Genomic DNA, 18587 nt, shown 5'->3' on the forward strand with positions numbered 1-18587 from the left:
ATTCCATGCGCCCTGCAGCCTTGTTCACAGGTATCACAGGGATTGCGGTGGTGGCCGGCCTGCTGATGGCGGGCGAAGCAAAGCTCGGCGGCGTGGGCCAAGAAGAAATCGCGCCTGCAGAAGAGATGACGACCGCAACGGCGGATGCTGCTCCTGAGACCGCCGGGCAGCCGGCGGCGATATCGGACGAACACGCCGAAATGATCGCCCGCTCGGCCGAACCGGCGGTTCCGCCCTCCCCGGCCGCATCTGGCGGCGCTGCGCCCAAAGCCGCCGGTGTCAAACAACAAGCGCAGACGATGCAGCACGACACGGCCGGTCCCGGCACGAAGAAGGCGATGGAGTTGTTGCGGCCGGTGGTTGAAAATGCAGGCATTCTTTCCTTCGGCGAACGCAGGCTTCAGCTTGCCGGCATCGTCTCGACACCGGTCGACAAGATATGCGGACCGGCAAGCCGGCAATGGCCCTGCGGCATGATGGCGAAAACGGCGTTGCGCCTGCTATTGCGCAATCGCAGCGTCACTTGCGATCTCGAGACGGCGGAATGGCAGGGAACGGCGATCGCTACCTGCCGCCTCGGCACAGAGGATCTCGGCTCATGGCTCGCCGAAAACGGCTGGGCGGAAGCAGCACCGGGTTCGCCGCTTGCAGCCGCCGCCGAGAAGGCCAAGCAGGCGGGAAAGGGACTTTACGGCGACGATCCACGCCGCAAACAGCCAGCGGCCCGGCAGCCGCGGAATGCTGCCGATCCCTTGTAAAGGCAGCCGCCAGTTCCTAATCTGGACCGATCGAAAAAGGAATCAGAAATGAACAAGCCGCTTTCCGCCCATGATGCTCTGATCTACGTGATGGTGATGGCATCCGCCGTCGACAGCACGATGAACGACAGGGAGCTGGAAAGGATCGGACAGTTGATCGGATTCCTGCCTGTTTTCAGGGATTTCGATGACGACAACCTGATTTCCGTGGCGCGCGACTGCGCCTCGCTGCTTGCGGGGCCGGAAGGCCTCGACGTCGTTCTGGAAACCGTGCGCGACACCCTGCCTGCAAAGCTCTACGACACGGCCTATGCACTCGCCGTCGAGGTCGCCTCCGCCGATCTCTCGGTCAAGGCGGAGGAACTCCGGCTGCTCAGCCTGCTGCGCGATCGGCTCGGCCTCGACAAGCTCACCTGCGCTGCCATCGAGCGCAGCGCGATTGCCCGTTTCCGCAAGGGCTAAAGTCCGGTTGCGGCGTCAATAGAGCCCGTAGGGAAAATAGCGCAGATAGATTTCCTGAAGACGGCCGTTGCGCGATAGCGCGGCGAGCGCGTGATCGATGGCCGATGTCAGGACGCTGTCCTTTTGCCGCAGCATGATCGTCATGCCCTCGCCGAGGAAATGTTCGGAGAGATAAGGGCCGTCGAAGAGCGCACAGCATTTGGCCGAGGCCGGCGAAGAGACCCAGAAGGAAAGCTGCAGCGCATCGGCAAAGGCGGCATCGACTTTGCGCTCCTTGAGCGCGGCAAGCAGGGCTTCCTTCGTATCGAACGGCTCGGCCTTGAGGGCCGGGAAGAAAGCGGCCAGCATCGTTTCGTGCACCGTGCCCCTGACGACGCCGACCGGCCGGCCCGAAAGCGCGGCAGCCGTCTTTCCATCGATCGGCGCCGCCAGATTGCGCACGAAGCGCGCCGGCAGCATCAGATAGGGCCTGGAAAAGACGAATTGCCGGCGCAGCTCCGGCGTCACGGCAAGCCCGGCAATGACGGCATCGCCCTGCGAGGCAGCGAGCGCATCCTTGAGATCGGCAAAGGGGATCGCCTGGATCTCGCACTTGTCCGATATCTCAAGTTCGCCGCAGATTTCGCGGGCAAGGTCGACGTCGAAACCGGAAAGCTTGCCGTTCTGATCGGTGAAGTTGAAGGGCGGAAAATCGACCGACGTCAGGAAGCGCAGGCGAACCAGCGAGGAAAGGTCCGGTTTGGCCAGGCGCTCGCGTGCATCGAAGAGCAGCGGCAGCGAGGGTGCCGCCTGCTGGGCGGATGCGGCAAAACTCAAAAGGAGCGCTGCGAGAAACAGCCCGCACGCGAGAACACCCTTCAGGGCCAGGGATGCCAGCTTGGATTGCATCATCGTGATCCAGACTCGGGTTAATCGGGAAGCGTTGCCGCGGCGGCGAGATGTATCAGAGTCATCCGCGGCGGGGAATATGCGGGGAGTGCGGATGGCTTCGGTTTCAGACCTCAAGGGATATGCCGCAATGCCTCGATTCCCTCTTCGCCCGAGGAGAGAAGAGACTTGAGACGCCGTCCGAGGATAACAATTCAGCCCCTAAAAATTGCGGGCATCCGCCGTCCGCTGTTAGCGCAGAATTAAAGAATATCGCCTTTTATTTGTGGCGACGACATCGGACCCCGCCAGCCGATCGCATGATGCACGCGTCAGTCCAAACGTATCCTTGAACCGCGATATTGAAGCAGCGTTTTTTCTGCAGCAATTGATTTCAAAAGCACCGGGCGCGCGACGTGCCCGTCAATCGGGTGACATTTCCATGTTGAAGCATCTGAAAATCCGCACGAAAATCATTTCGGTCGTAGCGCTGCTCGGGCTGATCACGATGGCCGGGCTGACCTATGTCATCTCCGAGTTCCATCGCGCGGACGCCGCCTACAGCGCCTTCATCGATCATGAGGCGCAGGCCTCGATGCTGAGCGCGCGCGCCAGCGCATCGGCGGTTGCCTCGGTGCTGCAGGTAACGCTGCTTGCCGACATGAAACCCGATACGCCGGAATTCCAGACGGCGCTCGCCACACCGAGCAAGCTGCCGCAGGCCCGTGATCGCATGAAGCAGGCGCTGGCACTGGTGCCCAGCCGCAAGCCGGCGATCGATGAGATCCAGGCCGGCATCGATGAAATCGAGACCCTGGCGAACAAGATCATCGAGCAGAGCAAGGCTAAGGACAGCGCCGGCGCGCTTTCGAATGTTGCCCTGATCAATGCCAAGCTCAATGCGCTGACGCCGAAAATGATCGCCAACAATGATGCGATGATGGCGATGCTCACCGATGGTGGCGACGCGCTCTCGGCCTCGATCAACGGGCGGATCGTCTTCTGTTTTGTGCTGATCGGCGTCGCCGTGCTCGCCGCGGTCGGCTTCAGCGTTGTTGTGGCCCAAATCGGCATCGCCGGTCCCATGACGCAACTGCGCCAGCGCATGACCCGGCTTGCCGAGGGCGATACCACAAGCGATGTCGGCGGCCTCGACCGCCGTGACGAAGTCGGCCAGATGGCAAAGGCCGTTTCGACCTTCCGCGACAACGCGATCGAGCGCGTCCAGATCGAGGCGCGTGCCGAAGCCGACCGCAACGTCAGCGACAGCGAGCGCCGTGAAAGCGAGGCGCAGAAGGCCCGCGAGGCATCCGAACTCGAACGCGCCGTCGCAGCCCTCGGCGACGGCCTGCGCCGCCTTGCCGCTGGCGATCTCGCCTCGCATATCAATGAGCCCTTCGTCGCGCATCTCGATGCGCTGCGTGAGGATTTCAACAATTCGGTCGAGAAACTCAACGAGACCATGCATACGGTCGGCGCCAACGCCCGGGCGATCAGTGCCGGCGCCAACGAGATCCGCTCTTCTGCTGACGAGCTTTCCAAGCGGACCGAACAACAATCGGCCTCCGTCGAAGAGACGGCGGCGGCGCTGGAGGAGATCACCACGACAGTGCGCGACGCCGCCAAGCGTGCAGAGGAAGCGAGCCAGCTCGTCGCCCATACCCGTCTCGGCGCCGAAAAATCCGGCGAAGTCGTCCGCAAGGCAGTCTCCGCCATGCAGCAGATTGAGAAGTCCTCGGGCGAGATCTCCAACATCATCGGCGTCATCGACGACATCGCCTTCCAGACCAACCTTTTGGCCTTGAATGCGGGCGTCGAAGCGGCGCGTGCCGGTGAGGCCGGCAAGGGTTTTGCGGTCGTCGCCCAGGAAGTGCGCGAACTCGCCCAGCGCTCGGCCAAGGCCGCCAAGGAGATCAAGGCGCTGATCAGTACCTCCGGCACGCATGTGCAGACCGGCGTTTCGCTGGTCGGCGAGACCGGCAAGGCGCTCGACGCGATCGTCCATGAGGTGCAGGAAATTAACCAGCACGTCCACGCAATCGCCGAAGCCTCCCGCGAACAGTCGATCGGGCTGCAGGAGATCAACACCGCCGTCAACACCATGGACCAGGGTACGCAGCAGAATGCGGCAATGGTCGAGGAATCGACGGCCGCCAGCCACAACCTCGCCACTGAGGCAGCAGCGCTCAACAATCTGCTCGGCCAGTTCAGGCTGACGGGCACCGGCGGCTTCGCCGCCGCCGCACCGATCACGTCGGCCCGGCCACCGGCCGCAGCGCCGCGCGCCACCGCGCGCCCGGCTGCCAAGGCACCAGTGCGTGTTGCCGAAAGCACGGCACGCCCGAAGGCTTCGCCGGCCCGTGCCCTCGGCCAAAAGCTCGCCAACGCCTTCGGCGCAGGCGGCAGCACACCGTCCAGCAAGGATGCTGATTGGACCGAGTTCTGAGGCGATCGAAACAGCTATTGGCAAGGGCGGCTGCGGCCGCCCTTTCTATTTGGCGATCTCCCCCCGCCGCCAGCCGATCTCGACGAGGATCTTTCCGGGCGCCGTGCAATAAAACAGCCAGCCGCCACGCATCGCGGCCGGTGGGCCGGACAGATCAGCACCGGCTGCAACGAGCCCGGCATGGACCGCATCGACATCCGCCCTTTCGGGCAGGATGAAGCCGACATGATAGGTCTGGCGCTGCAGTTCGACCTGATCGGCAGTGCCGAACTTCGCAATCGCGTGGCTAAGGACGATTTCGAGCCCGGCGTCATCCTCCAGGATGGCGAGGCCGTTCAGGCCGCGCATGTCCTTGAGCCGCAGCCCGAAATGGCGGATGAAGAAATCCGCCGTGGCAGCGATATCGGGCACATGGAAATCGAGATGGTTCAGGCGCATAACAGTCTCCGTTCGAAAAAATCCCGGGACTGCCTTTTGCCGTCTCCGCACGCCGCCGGGATCCCGCATCTTCATGCGGATCACGTCGCGGGTTCTCGTGCCATGGCACGGAGCAGAGCTTCTTGAGAGCGCTGTTAACGCTCCAACGGAAGGGATCGGGCTTACCTCAACCGATCCTGCCTTTTTCGACGATGCCGATCTAGCAGACGGCGCCGGCTTCGACAATGGATGGGTTTGCCACACGACTGGTGGAACGTGATTTTCACCCTAGCATCAATAGGTGGATGTCCGGCCGTCCGGCAGAGCGATCACGGCGCTCCCGGCGACGCTTCCCGAAGGATTGAAGAGCGGCATGGGCATTTGTGTCGTGAACTCTCTCCGGCAAGGCGTAAAGTGATGGCGTTCACGGTATTGGGAGGGATGGATATGAAAGCTGCAATCATCTGCCTCGTCGGCACTCTCGCTCTTTCGGGATGCAACACCGTCAGCTACGGCGGACCGGGCCTCGAACCCATCCCCGGGAGCATCACCTATAACGGCCAGCCGCGCACCAAGCTCACCAAATCACCTGTTGGCTCTGCCTTTCCGCATAATTTCATCGACCAATACGGCCGGCAGGTGGAGGAAACCTACATCATCCAGCCGGACCGAAGCCTGATCATCGCACATCGCCAATACAAGCCGATCCGGTTCTTCGGGGATTAGGCGCATCAGTCATCGTGGGAATTGGAGCGGGTGAAGGGAATCGAACCCTCGTATTCAGCTTGGGAAGCTGCTGCTCTGCCATTGAGCTACACCCGCGACGAAGCGAGATTTCCAACAGATGGGGGCGGCTGTCAAGTCGCGCCCGCCGGGAAGGTTCAGATGCGGAAGTGCTTCGAGAGTTTAAGGCCCTGGGCTTGGTAGTTGGAGCCGAGGCCGGAGCCGTAGAGGCTGGCGGGCTTTTCCTGCATGTGTTCGTAGACGAGGCGGCCGACGATCTGGCCGTCTTCGAGGATGAACGGCACTTCGTGGCTGCGCACTTCGAGCACGGCGCGGCTGCCGCGCCCGCCGGCCGGCGCATGGCCGAAGCCCGGATCGAAAAAGCCGGCATAATGGACGCGGAATTCGCCGACCAGCGGGTCGAAGGGGGTCATCTCGGCCGCATAATCCGGCGGCACGTGCACCGCCTCGCGCGAGACGAGGATATAGAACTCGTCGGGATCGAGGATCAGTTCGTTGCGGCCGCGGCTGTAGAGCGGCTCCCAGAAATCGAAGATATCGTGTTGGGCCTTCTTGTCGACGTCGACGACAGCGGTGTGGTGCTTGCCGCGATAGCCGATCAGGCCGTCCTTGTCTCCGGCGAGGTCGATCGACAGTGCGATGCCCCCGCCGGACACGTTTGGCAGCTTGCTGGCGACCAGCGTCTCGCTTTCATGCAGCTTCAGGAGTTCCGGCTCGCCGAGCAGGGCCTGGCCGACGCGGAAGCGGATCTGCGATAGGCGCGAGCCGCGGCGCACGACGATCGGGAAGGTGCGCGGGCTGATCTCGAGATAGAGCGGGCCGGAATAACCGGCCGGGATCTTGTCGAACTCCTGGGCGTAATCGGTGATGACGCGGGTGAAGATATCCAGCCTGCCGGTCGAGCTCTTCGGGTTGGCCGAGGCCGACATGTCGGCGGGAAGAGCAAGGCTCTCCATCAGCGGCACGATGTAGACGCAGCCGGTTTCGAGCACCGCGCCTTCCGACAGGTCGATCACATGCAGGCTCAGCCGGTCGAGCTTGTCGGACACCAGATGCGAGGGGCCGGGCATGAAGCTGGCACGCACGCGAAAAGCCTTGGCGCCAAGGCGCAGGTCGAGGCTTGCCGGCTGGATCTGGTCGCGGTCCAGCTCCCGTTCGGAGATCAGACGCTCCGTTTCGAACAGCGCTGATATCGCGCGATCCGCCAGAATTCCCGTTTCACGAGCCATCATGCCTCATCCATCATTTGCCGCCGACAAAACCAAACTCGGGGAATTGACGCAAGCAGCTAACAGCAGTATTGCAGAATTATCCCGTGGTGATTTGGCCGGTCGGCTTGCAGCCACGTTAAACAAGTGGCTAAAAAGACCGGGTTGAAACCGGTCTGCTTTTGCGACCGGTTTTTTTTGTTATGTGAAGGTGATGGCATGAGCAAGACCTGGCGCCCGGCAACCCAACTCGTCCATGGCGGCACGCTGCGTTCGCAATATGGCGAAACGTCCGAGGCAATCTATCTCACGCAGGGTTTCGTCTACGATACGTCGGAGGCGGCCGAAGCCCGTTTCAAGGGCGAGACGGACGGCTTTATCTATGCCCGCTATGGCAGCCCGACCAACGACATGTTCGAAAAGCGCATGTGCATGCTGGAAGGCGCCGAAGACGCCCGCGCCACGGCCTCCGGCATGGCCGCCGTCACCGCCGCCATCCTCTGCCAGCTGAAGGCCGGCGATCATATCGTCGCTGCGCGCGCTCTGTTCGGCTCCTGCCGCTGGGTTGTGGAAACGTTGGCGCCGAAATACGGCATCGACTTCACGCTGGTCGACGGTCGTTACCTCGAGAACTGGGAAAAGGCGATCACGCCGAAGACCAAGGTGTTCTTCCTGGAAAGCCCGACCAACCCGACACTCGAGGTGATCGACATCGCCAGCGTCGCTAAGCTCGCCAACCAGGTCGGCGCCAAGGTCGTCGTTGACAACGTCTTTGCAACGCCGCTCTTCCAGAAACCCTTGGAACTCGGCGCCCATATCGTCGTCTATTCCGCGACCAAGCATATTGACGGCCAAGGCCGGTGCCTTGGCGGCGTGGTGCTTTCCGACAAGGAATGGATCGACGAGAACCTGCACGACTATTTCCGCCATACCGGGCCGGCCATGTCGCCGTTCAATGCCTGGACGCTTCTGAAGGGCATCGAGACGCTGCCGCTGCGCGTCAAGCAGCAGACGCAGAATGCGGCGAAGATCGCTGATTTCCTGGCCGAGCAGGGCAAGGTCGCCAAAGTGATCTATCCCGGCCGCAAGGACCATCCGCAGGCCGATATCATCGCCAAGCAGATGACGGGCGGCTCGACGCTGGTCTGCTTCGAGCTGAAAGGCGGCAAAGAGGCTGCCTTCGCGCTGCAGAACGCGCTCGATGTCGTCAAGATCTCCAACAATCTCGGCGACAGCAAGAGCCTGATCACGCATCCGGCAACGACGACGCACAAGAACCTGACGGAAGAGGCGCGTGCCGAACTCGGCATCTCGCCCGGCACGGTGCGCTTTTCGGCCGGCATCGAGGATACGGACGACCTGATCGAGGATTTCGCGAAGGCGCTCTCCAAGGTCTCGGCCTGATCCGGAGCATGATGCCGAAAAGCGTGAGCGGTTTTCGGACGACATCATGCTCTATATCTAAGACAAGGACGGCCGAACCTCACCCGGGTTCGGCCGGACCGGCGGCGGAACAAGTTTACCCGTGCCGGCGTTCCGAAGCAGAATTAACACTGACAATTAGGCTTAACGATCGAAAACCCTTCGATCATGACTGTTTCATCAATGATCAACGTTCCGTTCCTTGACGGACAGGGCCTCTTATAAGATACGGGTAACATATCTTGACTAAGGTGCAAGGCATGTATCGCGCCCTCACAAGAGATATCGAAGTTGTAGTCGAACCGTTCTATCTGGAGGAGCAATCCGATCCGGAAGACGACCGCTATGTCTGGGGTTACCGGATTGTCATCAGCAACAATTCCGGCATAGCCGTTCGCCTGGTCAACCGCTACTGGAATATCACCGACCAGAACGGACAGGTGGACGAGGTGACCGGTCCCGGTGTCGTCGGCGAACAGCCACGGCTTAGCCCGGGCGACACCTACGAATATTCCTCCGGGTGCCCGCTCGATACGCCCTCCGGGCTGATGTTCGGCCATTACCAGATGGAAACGGACGAAGGCGAGCTGTTCGATGTCGACATACCCGCCTTCTCGCTGGATTCACCGGGGCTGCTGCGCGTCCTCAACTAAAGCGCGTCGCGATCTTTCAGATTCGCTCCTCGCGCTTTAGGTCTTTGTTTTTACGCATGTCGTTATCGCAAAACCGCCGCACACTTTTGCGCGACATGCTCTAGGCTTTTTGCTCGACCGGCTGAAGCTCGGCCGGATCGAAGCGATAGGTGGTCGAGCAGAATTCGCAGGTAACAGCGATCTCGCCATTTTCCTGGCTGGCTTCGATTTCCTCGGCGCTGAAACCCTTCAGCACGTTGCCGATCTTTTCACGCGAGCAGCTGCAGCGGTCGAAGACCGCGCGCGGTTCGTAGACGCGGACACCGCGCTCATGGAACAGACGGAACAGCAGCCGCTCCGTGCCAACAAGCGGATCGGTGAGTTCATCGGCGTCGATGGTTTCGACCAGCGAACGGGCTTCGACCCAGGCATCGTCCTCGCCATGCGGGCGGTTGCCGGTGTCGCCGTCGCCGCCGTGGAGATCCGGCTGGCGCATGCGCTCCGGCGCCTCCGGCAGGAACTGAGCGACAAGGCCGCCTGCCCGCCAGCGATGGCGGGGCTTGCCGGCATCGTCGCGATCGAAGAGTTCGGCGGCTGCAAGACGCACACGCGTCGGGATCTGCTCCGACTGGCGGAAATAGACGCCGGCGATGTCCTCGAGCGAGGTGCCGTCGAGCGCGACGATGCCCTGATAGGGCTGGCTGAACTTGCCCTGATCGATGGTGAAGGCGAGCACGCCCTTGCCGAGCAATTGCTCCGGCTCGGTCTCGCCTGCTGCAACCGCCTTGGCGAGCAGCGCCTGATCGAAACGCGCATAGGCGCGGACGTTTTCCGGCGTCGAGAAATCGGCAACGAGAAGATCGACCGGACCATCGCCCTTTGTCTGCACCGTAAACTTGCCGTCGAACTTCAACGAGGTGCCAAGCAGCACCGTCAGCACGACGACTTCGGCAAGCAGCCGGGCAACGGGCGCGGGATAATGATGGCGCTCGAGGATCGCATCGAGCATCGGGCCGAGTTGGACGGCGCGGCCGCGCACATCCAGACCCTCCACCTGAAAGGGGACGACATGATCATCGCCGGCGAAATCGAACTGGCCGAGGGCGGCTGCAGCTTCTGCCATGGCTTTCACTCCTAGTTTTCAGAGCGATGGGCCAGCGTGCCCGCCGCTCGCGCGGTCGCGAGTTTTTGACTCGGCGACACCAGATTATGGTTCAGATCGCGCCCAGGCACCAAGCAAGAATCGACTTCTGCGCATGAAGACGGTTTTCCGCTTCATCGAAGACCACGGATTGCGGGCCGTCGATCACTTCATCCGTCACTTCCTCACCGCGATGAGCGGGCAGGCAATGCATGAACAATGCATCATTGCCGGCCTTCGCCATCAAGGCCGCATTGACCTGATAAGGCTGGAAGACATTGTGACCCCGGGCCCGATGTTCCTGATTCATGGAGACCCAGGTATCGGTCACCACGCAATCGACGCCGGCGACCGCACGGTCGGCATCATGGCAGAGCATGATTTCGGCGCCCTCATTGCGGGCCCAGTTCAGATAGTGATCCTTGGGCTCGGAACCAAGAGGCACCGCCATGTTCATGCGATAGCCGAAGCGGGCAGCGCCCTCGACCAGCGAATGCAGCACGTTGTTGCCGTCGCCGGTCCAGGCGATGGTCTTGCCCTTGATCGGGCCGCGATGCTCCTCGAAGGTCATGATATCGGCCATGATCTGGCAGGGATGGGTGTCATCCGTCAGCGCATTGATCACAGGTACGGTCGCATGCTCGGCAAGCTCCAGCAGCCGCGAATGCTCGGTCGTGCGGATCATGATCGCATCGACATAGCGCGAGAGCACCTTGGCGGTGTCGCCGATCGTCTCGGCGCGGCCGAGCTGCATCTCGGTGCCGGAGAGGAACAGCGTTTCGCCGCCGAGCTGGCGCATGCCGACATCGAAGGAAACGCGGGTGCGCGTCGACGGCTTCTCGAAGATCATCGCCAGCATCTTGCCGGCGAGCGGCTTGTCGCCCGTGCCGGCCTTGAAGGCCTGCTTGCGGGCGAGCGCATCGTTCATGATGGTTCTGAGATCGGCTGATGTGACCGCCGAAAGGTCGAGGAAATGTTTAGGAGCCATATCGTGTTCTTACCTGTCGTGCGCCCGTAGGCGGCAATCCGTTCAAGCCGTCTTCTTGACCTTGGAGGCGCGAATGCTCTCGGCGGCGCGCTCGATGCGGACGAGGCCCTCGCGGGCCTCCTCGGCGGTGACGACGAGCGGGGGGAGAAGGCGGATGACGTTATCCCCGGCGGGCACGCCGAGCAGATGGGCGGCGCGGATCGCCTGCAGCAGTTCGGCGGAAGGAATAGCAGCCTTGATGCCGAGCAGAAGCCCCTCGCCTCTGATATCCTCGATCACGTCGGGATAACGATCCTTCAACGAGGCGAGACCCTGGCGGAAGACCAGCGCGACGTCACACACCTGCTGGAGGAAGCCTTCGGCGAGGATGATGTCGAGCACGGCACTGCCGACGGCCATGGCGAGCGGATTGCCGCCATAAGTCGAACCATGCGTGCCGGCCTTCATGCCGGAGGCGGCCTCGGCGGTGGCAAGGCAGGCGCCGAGCGGGAAACCGCCGCCGATGCCCTTGGCGACAGCCATGATATCGGGGGTGATACCCGACCATTCATGGGCGAAGAGCTTGCCGGTACGGCCAACGCCGGTCTGAACCTCGTCGAGGATCAGCAGCAGGCCCTTCTCGTCACAGATTTGGCGAAGCGCCTTCATGAATTCGGTGGTGGCGGGACGGACGCCGCCCTCGCCCTGCACCGGCTCGATGAGAATTGCGGCCGTGGCATCGGTGACCGCGGCGCGGACAGCTTCGATGTCGCCGAACGGCACCTGGTCGAAGCCCGGCGCCTTGGGGCCGAAGCCTTCGAGATATTTTTCCTGGCCGCCGGCAGCGATCGTCGCCAGCGTCCGCCCGTGGAAGGCGCCTTCAAAGGTGATGATATGGAAACGCTCGGGATGGCCCTTGGAATACTGGTAGCGACGCGCCGTCTTGATCGCGCATTCCAGCGCTTCCGCGCCCGAGTTGGTAAAGAACACCTTGTCTGCGAAGGTAGCATCCGTCAGGCGCTTTGCCAGGCGCTCCTGGCCGGGAATTTCATAAATGTTCGAGAGGTGCCAGACCTTGTCGGCCTGCTCCTTCAGCGCATTGACCACATGCGGGTTGCTATGGCCGACTGAGGTGACGGCAACGCCGGCGCCGAAATCGAGATATCGCTCGCCGCTTTCGGTGATCAGCCACACGCCCTCGCCTCGCTCGAACCGCAGCGGGGCACGAGAATAGGTGTCATAAAGCGGCGCGGCTTCAGCCATAGCGCGATCTCCCGTCAATGTTATCAAGGCGCTGGACTCCGGCTAAGGAAACCAGGTCCGAAAAATCAAAAATGCCGCCTTGCGGCGGCGAGTGGCACTATTTCCTTTTCGCGCTGCAATGTCAACAAAACTGCGCCCTTAGCGTATGCAGCAAGCTTGTACAGCGGCATTTTCGACCTTCAACAGGCATTATTGCAGAAATGACACGCAGGGGCAGCAAGTTGGGGAAAACTCCGAATTCGATTCATCCGGATTCATGCGACTCTTGTCACGGAGTCAGCCTCACACTAGGTTAAAGTTCAATTACTAGACTGCATGCGGCGGAACTAGTCACCAAAATTGATCAGGCGTTTCTTGTTTCGGAGACTTCCGGGACAACGGTGAGGGATTCTGCCATCACCAACGCAAAAGGTGGAGACAGGGCATGAACTGGACAGACGAGCGGGTCGAGAAACTCAAGAAGCTTTGGGCCGAAGGACTGAGCGCCAGCCAGATCGCTGCGCAGCTCGGCGGGGTCAGCAGAAACGCGGTCATCGGCAAGGTGCACAGGCTCAGCCTTCCCGGCCGCGCCAAGGCCGGCGGCACGGCCACCACGGCGCGAACGCCCAAGCGCGCGACATCGGCGCCGCGCGCACCGAACTATGCCTCGCGCATCGCTACCCGCACCGTTACCCGCCAGCAGGGCGCAACGATGCTGAAGGAAGAGATCGAGATCGAAACGATCGAGGAAATGGAATACGTGCCGGCCGGCAACGTGGTCGTGCCGATTTCCCGCCGCCTCGGCCTGACGGAACTCACCGAACGCACCTGCAAGTGGCCGGTCGGCGATCCGCTGAAGGACGACTTCCACTTCTGCGGCTGCGAATCCCCGGACAATTCGCCCTATTGCGGCTATCACCAGAAGCTGGCCTACCAGCCGGTCAATGAGCGCCGCAGGGCGGCCGCGCGCATCAGCTAAGCGAGCGAACATTGTCACATGAGAAACGGGCCAAGCGGCCCGTTTTTTTATGCGATTGGAATGGAAGCCGTCAGGCTTCCATCGAATAACCGGCGCCGCGGACGGTGCGGATGACGTCCTGCATGTTGGAAAAGTTCAGCGCCTTGCGCAAGCGGCCGACATGGACATCAACGGTGCGCTCGTCGACGTAGATATCGTGACCCCAGACGCCGTCCAGAAGCTGCGAGCGGGAGAAAACCCGGCCCGGCGACGACATCAGGAATTCCAGCAGGCGGAATTCCGTGGGGCCGAGGCGGACTTCGCGGCTCTTGCGATGGACGCGATGGGTTTCGCGGTCGAGTTCGATATCGCCGCATTTCAGCACCGTGGACAGAACTTCCGGACGGGCGCGGCGCAGCATCGCCTTGACGCGGGCGACGAGCTCGGGCGTCGAGAAGGGCTTGACGACGTAATCGTCGGCACCCGTCGAAAGCCCGCGCACGCGCTCGCTCTCTTCGCCGCGCGCCGTCAGCATGATGATCGGCAGGCGCTCGGTTTCCGGCCGCATGCGCAGGCGCCGGCAGAGCTCGATGCCGGAGACGCCGGGCAGCATCCAATCGAGGATGAGAAGATCGGGCGTGCGCTCCTGAAGCCTGATTTCGGCCTCGTCGCCACGAAGGATGGTATCGACCTCGAAGCCTTCTGCTTCGAGATTGTAGCGAAGAAGCACGCTGAGGGCTTCCTCGTCTTCAACAACTGCAACTCTCGGGATCATGCGTGTTGGTCTCCTCGCGCACGATCCTTAAACCGGGGGTGATTTAAGCACGGGATCTTGCGCAAAATCAGAAAGTGGCTGCGACCTCTTTGCGCGCCCGGATGGGCGCGCACGCAATCGGCAGGTCCGGAACCGTTATTCCGTCACAGCGCCAACGGTGTTGGCGCTGTCGTCCTTTGGACGATCGCCTTCCGGCTGCGCACCTGTCGCCATGTAGAAGATCGTCTCGGCGATGTTGGTGGCGTGGTCGCCAATGCGCTCGATGTTTTTGGCACAGAAGAGGAGATGCGTGCAGCTCGTAATGTTGCGCGGATCTTCCATCATGTAGGTCAGGAGTTCGCGGAACAGCGAGGTGTACATCGCGTCGATCTCGTTGTCGCGTTCGCGGATCGCGTTCGCCTTGTCGGCGGAGCGATTGGTGTAGACATCGAGCACTTCCTTGAGCTGGACGAGCGCCAGTTCGGAGAGATGCTCGAGACCGCGGGCGAGCTTGCGGGGAACGCCGGTGCTCTGCACGGCGATGACGCGCTTGGCGGTGTTCTTGCCGAGATCGCCGACACGTTCGAGATCGGCGGCGATCCGGATCGAACCCATGATTTCACGCAGGTCCGAGGCCATCGGCTGACGGCGGGCGATGGTGACGATCGCCTTGTCGCCGATTTCGCGTTCGGCGTGATCGAGGATCACATCGTCGGAGATGACCTTCTGCGCCAGCGCGGTATCGCCGTTGACCAGCGCCCGGACGGATTCGCTGACCATCTGCTCGGCCAGGCCGCCCATCTCGGAAATCCGCCTGGACAGGAACTTCAGATCATCATCATAGGCAGAAAAAATATGTGTCGATGCCATGGGGCTTTATCCTCGAATAACGGGAAGGCTTGCTGTCGCCAAAATCAGCCGAAGCGACCCATGATGTAGTCCTGGGTGCGCGGATCGTCGGGATTGGTGAACATCTTGTCGGTGTCGTTCTCCTCGACGAGGTTGCCGAGGTGGAACATGGCGGTGCGCTGCGAGACACGCGCGGCCTGCTGCATGGAGTGGGTGACGATGACGATCGTGTAGTTCTCGCGCAGTTCGTGGATCAGTTCCTCAACCTTGGCGGTGGCGATCGGGTCGAGCGCCGAGCAGGGCTCGTCCATCAGGATGACTTCGGGGCTGACAGCGACGGCGCGGGCAATGCAGAGGCGCTGCTGCTGACCGCCGGAGAGGCCGGTGCCGGATTCGTGCACGCGGTCCTTGACTTCGTTCCAGAGGCCGGCACGCTGCAGGCTGGTCTCGACGATCTGGTCGAGATCGGCCTTCGACTTGGCAAGGCCGTGGATGCGCGGGCCGTAGGAGACGTTTTCATAGATCGTCTTCGGGAACGGGTTCGGCTTCTGGAAGACCATGCCGACGCGGGCGCGAAGTTCGACGACGTCGATATCGGGATCATAGATATCGTCGGTGTCGAGCGTGATCTTGCCGGTGACGCGGCAGCCGTCGATCGTATCGTTCATGCGGTTGAGGCTCCGCAGGAAGGTCGACTTGCCACAGCCCGAGGGGCCGATCAGCGCGGTTACGGTGTTTTCGCGGATGTTCAGGTTCACATCGAAAAGCGCGCGCTTCTCGCCGTAGTAAACCGAGACATCCTGTCCGATCATCTTATACGGGACGTTGCTCATCTTCTGATCCAGCGCCTTTTCAACTGCTGCTTCCGTCAACATGTTCATGATGTTTAACTCCGTTTACCAGCGGCGCTCGAAGCGACGACGCAAGAGGATGGCGCCCATGTTCATGACGATCAGGAACAGGAGCAGGACGATGATGGCACCCGAAGTACGCTCCACGAAGGCACGTTCGGCCTCGTTTGCCCACATATAGACCTGCACGGGCAGGGCCGTCGAGGGTTCGAGCGGCGTCGCGGGTGCATTGGCGACGAAGGCGACCATACCGATGAGGAGCAGCGGCGCGGTCTCGCCGAGCGCGTGCGCCAGGCCGATGATCGTGCCGGTGAGGATACCGGGCATGGCGAGCGGCAGAACATGGTGGAACACCATCTGCATCTTCGAGGCGCCGAGGCCGAGCGCTGCAGCGCGGATCGACGGCGGCACAGCGCGGAGGGCGGCGCGTGTCGCGATGATGATCGTCGGCAGGGTCATCAGCGTCAGCACCAGACCGCCGACCAGCGAAGCCGAGCGCGGCAGGCCGACGAAGTTGATGAAGACGGAAAGACCGAGCAGACCGTAAACGATAGAGGGAACAGCGGCGAGGTTGTTGATGTTGACCTCGATCAGGTCCGTCAGCTTGTTCTTCGGCGCGAACTCCTCGAGATAGATCGAGGCGGCGACGCCGATCGGCAGGGCAAGCACGAGCACGATCAGCATCAGGTAGAGCGAGCCGATCAGGGCGACGCCGAGGCCCGCGGCCTCCGGACGGCTGGAATTGCCGTTGACGAAGAGGCCGGTGTTGAACTGCTTGTGGAGAGCGCCGCTCGCCTTCAGCTCGTTCATCCAGGCAACCTGCTTGTCGTTGACCTTGCGGTTCTTCTCATCGACCGAAAGGTCGATCTGGCCCTTGTTGGCACTGTCGACATTGGCGTCGGCGAGCACCGTGACGTTGACCGTCTTGCCGATGATCGAAGGATCGGCAACGACCATGTCGCGCAGCTGGATCGGCGCACCCTTGGAGAGCATGGCGGTCGCATCGCGCACATCGGGACGGCTCGAAGCATTGATGTTCAGCTGCTTGACGATCGAGTCACGCAGGAGAACCGGATAGTTGGCGGCGACCAGAACCGAAGGGTCGGTGGCGCGCTTGTTGTCCGGGTCGATCGTCTTCTCAACAAACTCGATCGGCAGAGTGATCGCGGTCTGCTGGAAGGCGGTGTAGCCTTTGCCGATCACCGTCCACAGCAGGATGAAGAGGAAGACCAGACCGAAGGTGATGGCGGCGATGCCATAGGCCTGGAACCGGCGTTCGGCGGCGTAACGGCGCTTGATGCCGATATCGCGGCGCGCAGGCGCTTTGGAAACGGTGACGCCGGCGGGAGAAACAATATCCGTCATTCGTACTGCTCCCGGTATTTGCGCACGATGTAGAGCGCATAGATGTTGAGGCAAAGCGTGATGCAGAACAGCGTGATGCCAAGGGCGAAGGCAACCAGCGTCTGCGGCGAGGTGAACTCAAGGTCGCCGGTCAGCTGGTTGACGATCTTGACGGTCACCGTCGTCATCGGCTCGAAGGGATTGATCTGGATGCGGGCGGCCACACCGGCGGCCAGCACGACGATCATGGTTTCACCGATGGCGCGCGAGGCGGTCATCAGCAATGCGCCGACGATGCCTGGAAGGGCTGCGGGCAGAACCACTTTCTTGATGGTTTCCGAGCGCGTGGCACCGAGACCGAGCGAACCGTCACGCAGCGCCCGCGGCACGGCGGTGATGATATCGTCCGACAGCGAAGACACGTAAGGGATCAGCATGATGCCCATGACGATGCCGGCCGTCAGAACGCTCTGCGCCTGAATGAAGTTGGTGTAGCTGCCGGAGAGCAGGCCGCTGATCTGGGCGGAGAAATCGCGCAGGAACGGGCCGACGGTAACGAGCGCAAAGAAGCCGTAGACGATCGTCGGAATGCCGGCGAGCACTTCGAGCAACGGCTTTGAAATCGCGCGCACCTTCGGCGAGGCGTATTCGGCCATGTAGATGGCGGCGAAGAGACCGACCGGCACGGCAACCAGCATGGCGACCAGACCGATATAGAGCGTGCCGAGCAGCAGCGGGATGAGGCCGAACTGGCCGAAGGACGAGCCGCCGGCGCCGGCGAAGCGCGGATCCCAGACGGTGCCGAAGAAGAAATCGACGGCCGGAACGACCGCAAAGAAACGCGCGGCTTCCGACAGCATCGAAAGCACGATGCCTATCGTCGTCAGGATGGCGATCGACGAGGCGAGCAGCAGGCCCCAGAGCATGACGCGCTCGACACGGTTGCGGGCGCGGAAACGCGGAGCAATGGCGCGCAGCGCATAGAAGGCGCCGGCAATGGCGAGAGCGAGGACGATCACCGTCATAGCGAGACGGCTCGTCATGCTCATGGCGTTGAGCTTCTTGGCGGCATCAACCATGTAAGGCTGCGGCTGACCGGCGAGCGGCACACCCTTTTCGCTGAGCTTGGCCTGCAGGGCGGCCGGATCGGTCGCCACTGCCGCCGCTTCGTCGGCGGTCAGCATCGTCAGGCCTCGTGCGACCGTCGCCACCATCGAATAGCTCAGATCCAGCTCGACGGCGGCTTGGGCCTTGACGTCGTCAGGGAAAGCGCCACGAACGGAGGACTGGATGATGCCGGGGCTGACGGAAAGCCAGACGCAGAGGACGAGGAGGGCAGGAAGAAGCGCCCAGATCGCCGCATAGGCGCCGTAATAGGCCGGCCGTGAATGCAATGCAGAGGATCTGCCTCCGGCAAGCGCCGTGGCACGGCTGCGCGCGACCAGATAGGCGGCGGCGCCGATCACCACAAGGCACAAAAGTAGGATGGATGTGCTCATTCGTTACGTCCCCAGGCTCACAGCCC

At 62.0% G+C, this 18587-nt stretch carries 18 protein-coding genes, 1 tRNA gene and 1 riboswitch; of the genes, 7 read left to right on the forward strand and 12 right to left on the reverse strand.

Annotated features, from left to right (window positions below):
• Window positions 1-5 precede the first annotated feature (5 nt).
• Window positions 6-758 carry a thermonuclease family protein gene (locus EFB14_RS12050; protein WP_126825554.1) on the forward strand — a complete coding sequence of 251 codons (753 nt, stop codon included), beginning with the start codon at window positions 6-8 and terminating at the stop codon, window positions 756-758.
• Window positions 759-806: 48 nt separating this feature from the next.
• The gene (locus tag EFB14_RS12055) at window positions 807-1220 is read left to right on the forward strand and encodes a tellurite resistance TerB family protein (protein ID WP_008524223.1); all 414 of its coding nucleotides are present in this window, start codon (window positions 807-809) and stop codon (window positions 1218-1220) included.
• A gap of 15 nt (window positions 1221-1235) precedes the next feature.
• Here the strand turns inward: EFB14_RS12055 and EFB14_RS12060 are convergent, their stop codons facing one another.
• A complete protein-coding gene (locus tag EFB14_RS12060) occupies window positions 1236-2111 on the reverse strand; it encodes a transporter substrate-binding domain-containing protein (RefSeq protein ID WP_126825557.1) in 876 nt (291 codons plus the stop codon).
• 418 nt (window positions 2112-2529) lie between these two features.
• Here EFB14_RS12060 and EFB14_RS12065 point away from each other — a divergent pair, with 418 nt between their 5' ends.
• Entirely contained in the window at window positions 2530-4533 is a 2004-nt protein-coding gene (locus EFB14_RS12065; protein ID WP_126825560.1) for a methyl-accepting chemotaxis protein, read from the forward strand.
• Between the two features lie 45 nt (window positions 4534-4578).
• Here EFB14_RS12065 and EFB14_RS12070 read toward each other — a convergent pair whose 3' ends face one another.
• Window positions 4579-4971 carry a VOC family protein gene (locus tag EFB14_RS12070; RefSeq protein WP_126825564.1) on the reverse strand — a complete coding sequence of 131 codons (393 nt, stop codon included), beginning with the start codon at window positions 4969-4971 and terminating at the stop codon, window positions 4579-4581.
• A gap of 426 nt (window positions 4972-5397) precedes the next feature.
• On the opposite strand from EFB14_RS12070, the gene EFB14_RS12080 reads away from it, so the two are divergent.
• Window positions 5398-5676 carry a hypothetical protein gene (locus tag EFB14_RS12080; protein WP_126825567.1) on the forward strand — a complete coding sequence of 93 codons (279 nt, stop codon included), beginning with the start codon at window positions 5398-5400 and terminating at the stop codon, window positions 5674-5676.
• A 22-nt stretch (window positions 5677-5698) separates the two neighbouring features.
• Here the strand turns inward: EFB14_RS12080 and EFB14_RS12085 are convergent.
• Window positions 5699-5772, reverse strand: a tRNA-Gly gene (locus EFB14_RS12085).
• 59 nt (window positions 5773-5831) lie between these two features.
• Window positions 5832-6926, reverse strand: a complete 1095-nt coding sequence (locus EFB14_RS12090; RefSeq protein ID WP_164737521.1) for a 2'-deoxycytidine 5'-triphosphate deaminase — start codon at window positions 6924-6926, stop codon at window positions 5832-5834.
• A gap of 73 nt (window positions 6927-6999) precedes the next feature.
• A riboswitch (SAM riboswitch) is annotated at window positions 7000-7078 on the forward strand.
• Window positions 7079-7121: 43 nt separating this feature from the next.
• On the opposite strand from EFB14_RS12090, the gene EFB14_RS12095 reads away from it, so the two are divergent.
• Window positions 7122-8306 (forward strand): O-succinylhomoserine sulfhydrylase, encoded by a 1185-nt coding sequence (locus tag EFB14_RS12095; RefSeq protein WP_126825570.1) that lies wholly within the window; start codon window positions 7122-7124, stop codon window positions 8304-8306.
• 278 nt (window positions 8307-8584) lie between these two features.
• On the forward strand, window positions 8585-8977 hold the full coding sequence (gene apaG, locus EFB14_RS12100) for a Co2+/Mg2+ efflux protein ApaG (RefSeq protein WP_125842686.1): 393 nt from the start codon (window positions 8585-8587) through the stop codon (window positions 8975-8977).
• Between the two features lie 100 nt (window positions 8978-9077).
• Here apaG and EFB14_RS12105 read toward each other — a convergent pair whose 3' ends face one another.
• From EFB14_RS12105 to EFB14_RS12115, 3 genes are all read right to left on the reverse strand, one after another.
• Window positions 9078-10079: an Hsp33 family molecular chaperone gene (locus EFB14_RS12105; protein ID WP_125842232.1), complete on the reverse strand. Its 1002-nt coding sequence runs from the start codon at window positions 10077-10079 to the stop codon at window positions 9078-9080.
• 91 nt (window positions 10080-10170) lie between these two features.
• Complete coding sequence (gene argF / locus EFB14_RS12110; RefSeq protein WP_028756221.1) at window positions 10171-11085, reverse strand: ornithine carbamoyltransferase; 915 nt, start codon at window positions 11083-11085, stop codon at window positions 10171-10173.
• A gap of 42 nt (window positions 11086-11127) precedes the next feature.
• Window positions 11128-12327, reverse strand: a complete 1200-nt coding sequence (locus EFB14_RS12115) for an aspartate aminotransferase family protein (protein WP_126825573.1) — start codon at window positions 12325-12327, stop codon at window positions 11128-11130.
• A 424-nt stretch (window positions 12328-12751) separates the two neighbouring features.
• On the opposite strand from EFB14_RS12115, the gene EFB14_RS12120 reads away from it, so the two are divergent.
• Window positions 12752-13285: a GcrA family cell cycle regulator gene (locus tag EFB14_RS12120; protein WP_125842228.1), complete on the forward strand. Its 534-nt coding sequence runs from the start codon at window positions 12752-12754 to the stop codon at window positions 13283-13285.
• 70 nt (window positions 13286-13355) lie between these two features.
• Here EFB14_RS12120 and phoB read toward each other — a convergent pair whose 3' ends face one another.
• From phoB to pstC, 5 genes are all read right to left on the reverse strand, one after another.
• Window positions 13356-14039 (reverse strand): phosphate regulon transcriptional regulator PhoB, encoded by a 684-nt coding sequence (gene phoB / locus EFB14_RS12125; protein WP_003570612.1) that lies wholly within the window; start codon window positions 14037-14039, stop codon window positions 13356-13358.
• Between the two features lie 135 nt (window positions 14040-14174).
• A complete protein-coding gene (gene phoU / locus EFB14_RS12130) occupies window positions 14175-14888 on the reverse strand; it encodes a phosphate signaling complex protein PhoU (protein ID WP_062944924.1) in 714 nt (237 codons plus the stop codon).
• A 44-nt stretch (window positions 14889-14932) separates the two neighbouring features.
• Window positions 14933-15748, reverse strand: a complete 816-nt coding sequence (gene pstB, locus EFB14_RS12135) for a phosphate ABC transporter ATP-binding protein PstB (RefSeq protein WP_003588779.1) — start codon at window positions 15746-15748, stop codon at window positions 14933-14935.
• A gap of 15 nt (window positions 15749-15763) precedes the next feature.
• On the reverse strand, window positions 15764-17083 hold the full coding sequence (pstA, locus tag EFB14_RS12140) for a phosphate ABC transporter permease PstA (protein WP_125842224.1): 1320 nt from the start codon (window positions 17081-17083) through the stop codon (window positions 15764-15766).
• Complete coding sequence (pstC, locus tag EFB14_RS12145) at window positions 17080-18561, reverse strand: phosphate ABC transporter permease subunit PstC (RefSeq protein WP_126825576.1); 1482 nt, start codon at window positions 18559-18561, stop codon at window positions 17080-17082. Before pstC ends, pstA begins: the two co-directional genes overlap by 4 nt.
• Window positions 18562-18587: the final 26 nt, after the last annotated feature.

Source organism: Rhizobium fabae (assembly GCF_003985135.1).
Classification (GTDB): domain Bacteria; phylum Pseudomonadota; class Alphaproteobacteria; order Rhizobiales; family Rhizobiaceae; genus Rhizobium; species Rhizobium pisi.

What these genes read in the sequence shown, in the direction of transcription:
- argF (WP_028756221.1), bottom strand. Translation starts at nt 11,085, where the DNA reads ATGGCTCCTAAACATTTCCTCGACCTTTCGGCGGTCACATCAGCCGAT.
- phoB (WP_003570612.1), bottom strand. Translation starts at nt 14,039, where the DNA reads ATGATCCCGAGAGTTGCAGTTGTTGAAGACGAGGAAGCCCTCAGCGTG.
- apaG (WP_125842686.1), top strand. Translation starts at nt 8,585, where the DNA reads ATGTATCGCGCCCTCACAAGAGATATCGAAGTTGTAGTCGAACCGTTC.
- EFB14_RS12065 (WP_126825560.1), top strand. Translation starts at nt 2,530, where the DNA reads ATGTTGAAGCATCTGAAAATCCGCACGAAAATCATTTCGGTCGTAGCG.
- EFB14_RS12070 (WP_126825564.1), bottom strand. Translation starts at nt 4,971, where the DNA reads ATGCGCCTGAACCATCTCGATTTCCATGTGCCCGATATCGCTGCCACG.
- EFB14_RS12080 (WP_126825567.1), top strand. Translation starts at nt 5,398, where the DNA reads ATGAAAGCTGCAATCATCTGCCTCGTCGGCACTCTCGCTCTTTCGGGA.
- EFB14_RS12060 (WP_126825557.1), bottom strand. Translation starts at nt 2,111, where the DNA reads ATGATGCAATCCAAGCTGGCATCCCTGGCCCTGAAGGGTGTTCTCGCG.
- EFB14_RS12050 (WP_126825554.1), top strand. Translation starts at nt 6, where the DNA reads ATGCGCCCTGCAGCCTTGTTCACAGGTATCACAGGGATTGCGGTGGTG.
- EFB14_RS12105 (WP_125842232.1), bottom strand. Translation starts at nt 10,079, where the DNA reads ATGGCAGAAGCTGCAGCCGCCCTCGGCCAGTTCGATTTCGCCGGCGAT.
- EFB14_RS12120 (WP_125842228.1), top strand. Translation starts at nt 12,752, where the DNA reads ATGAACTGGACAGACGAGCGGGTCGAGAAACTCAAGAAGCTTTGGGCC.
- EFB14_RS12095 (WP_126825570.1), top strand. Translation starts at nt 7,122, where the DNA reads ATGAGCAAGACCTGGCGCCCGGCAACCCAACTCGTCCATGGCGGCACG.
- EFB14_RS12055 (WP_008524223.1), top strand. Translation starts at nt 807, where the DNA reads ATGAACAAGCCGCTTTCCGCCCATGATGCTCTGATCTACGTGATGGTG.
- pstC (WP_126825576.1), bottom strand. Translation starts at nt 18,561, where the DNA reads ATGAGCACATCCATCCTACTTTTGTGCCTTGTGGTGATCGGCGCCGCC.
- phoU (WP_062944924.1), bottom strand. Translation starts at nt 14,888, where the DNA reads ATGGCATCGACACATATTTTTTCTGCCTATGATGATGATCTGAAGTTC.
- pstA (WP_125842224.1), bottom strand. Translation starts at nt 17,083, where the DNA reads ATGACGGATATTGTTTCTCCCGCCGGCGTCACCGTTTCCAAAGCGCCT.
- EFB14_RS12115 (WP_126825573.1), bottom strand. Translation starts at nt 12,327, where the DNA reads ATGGCTGAAGCCGCGCCGCTTTATGACACCTATTCTCGTGCCCCGCTG.
- pstB (WP_003588779.1), bottom strand. Translation starts at nt 15,748, where the DNA reads ATGAACATGTTGACGGAAGCAGCAGTTGAAAAGGCGCTGGATCAGAAG.
- EFB14_RS12090 (WP_164737521.1), bottom strand. Translation starts at nt 6,926, where the DNA reads ATGATGGCTCGTGAAACGGGAATTCTGGCGGATCGCGCGATATCAGCG.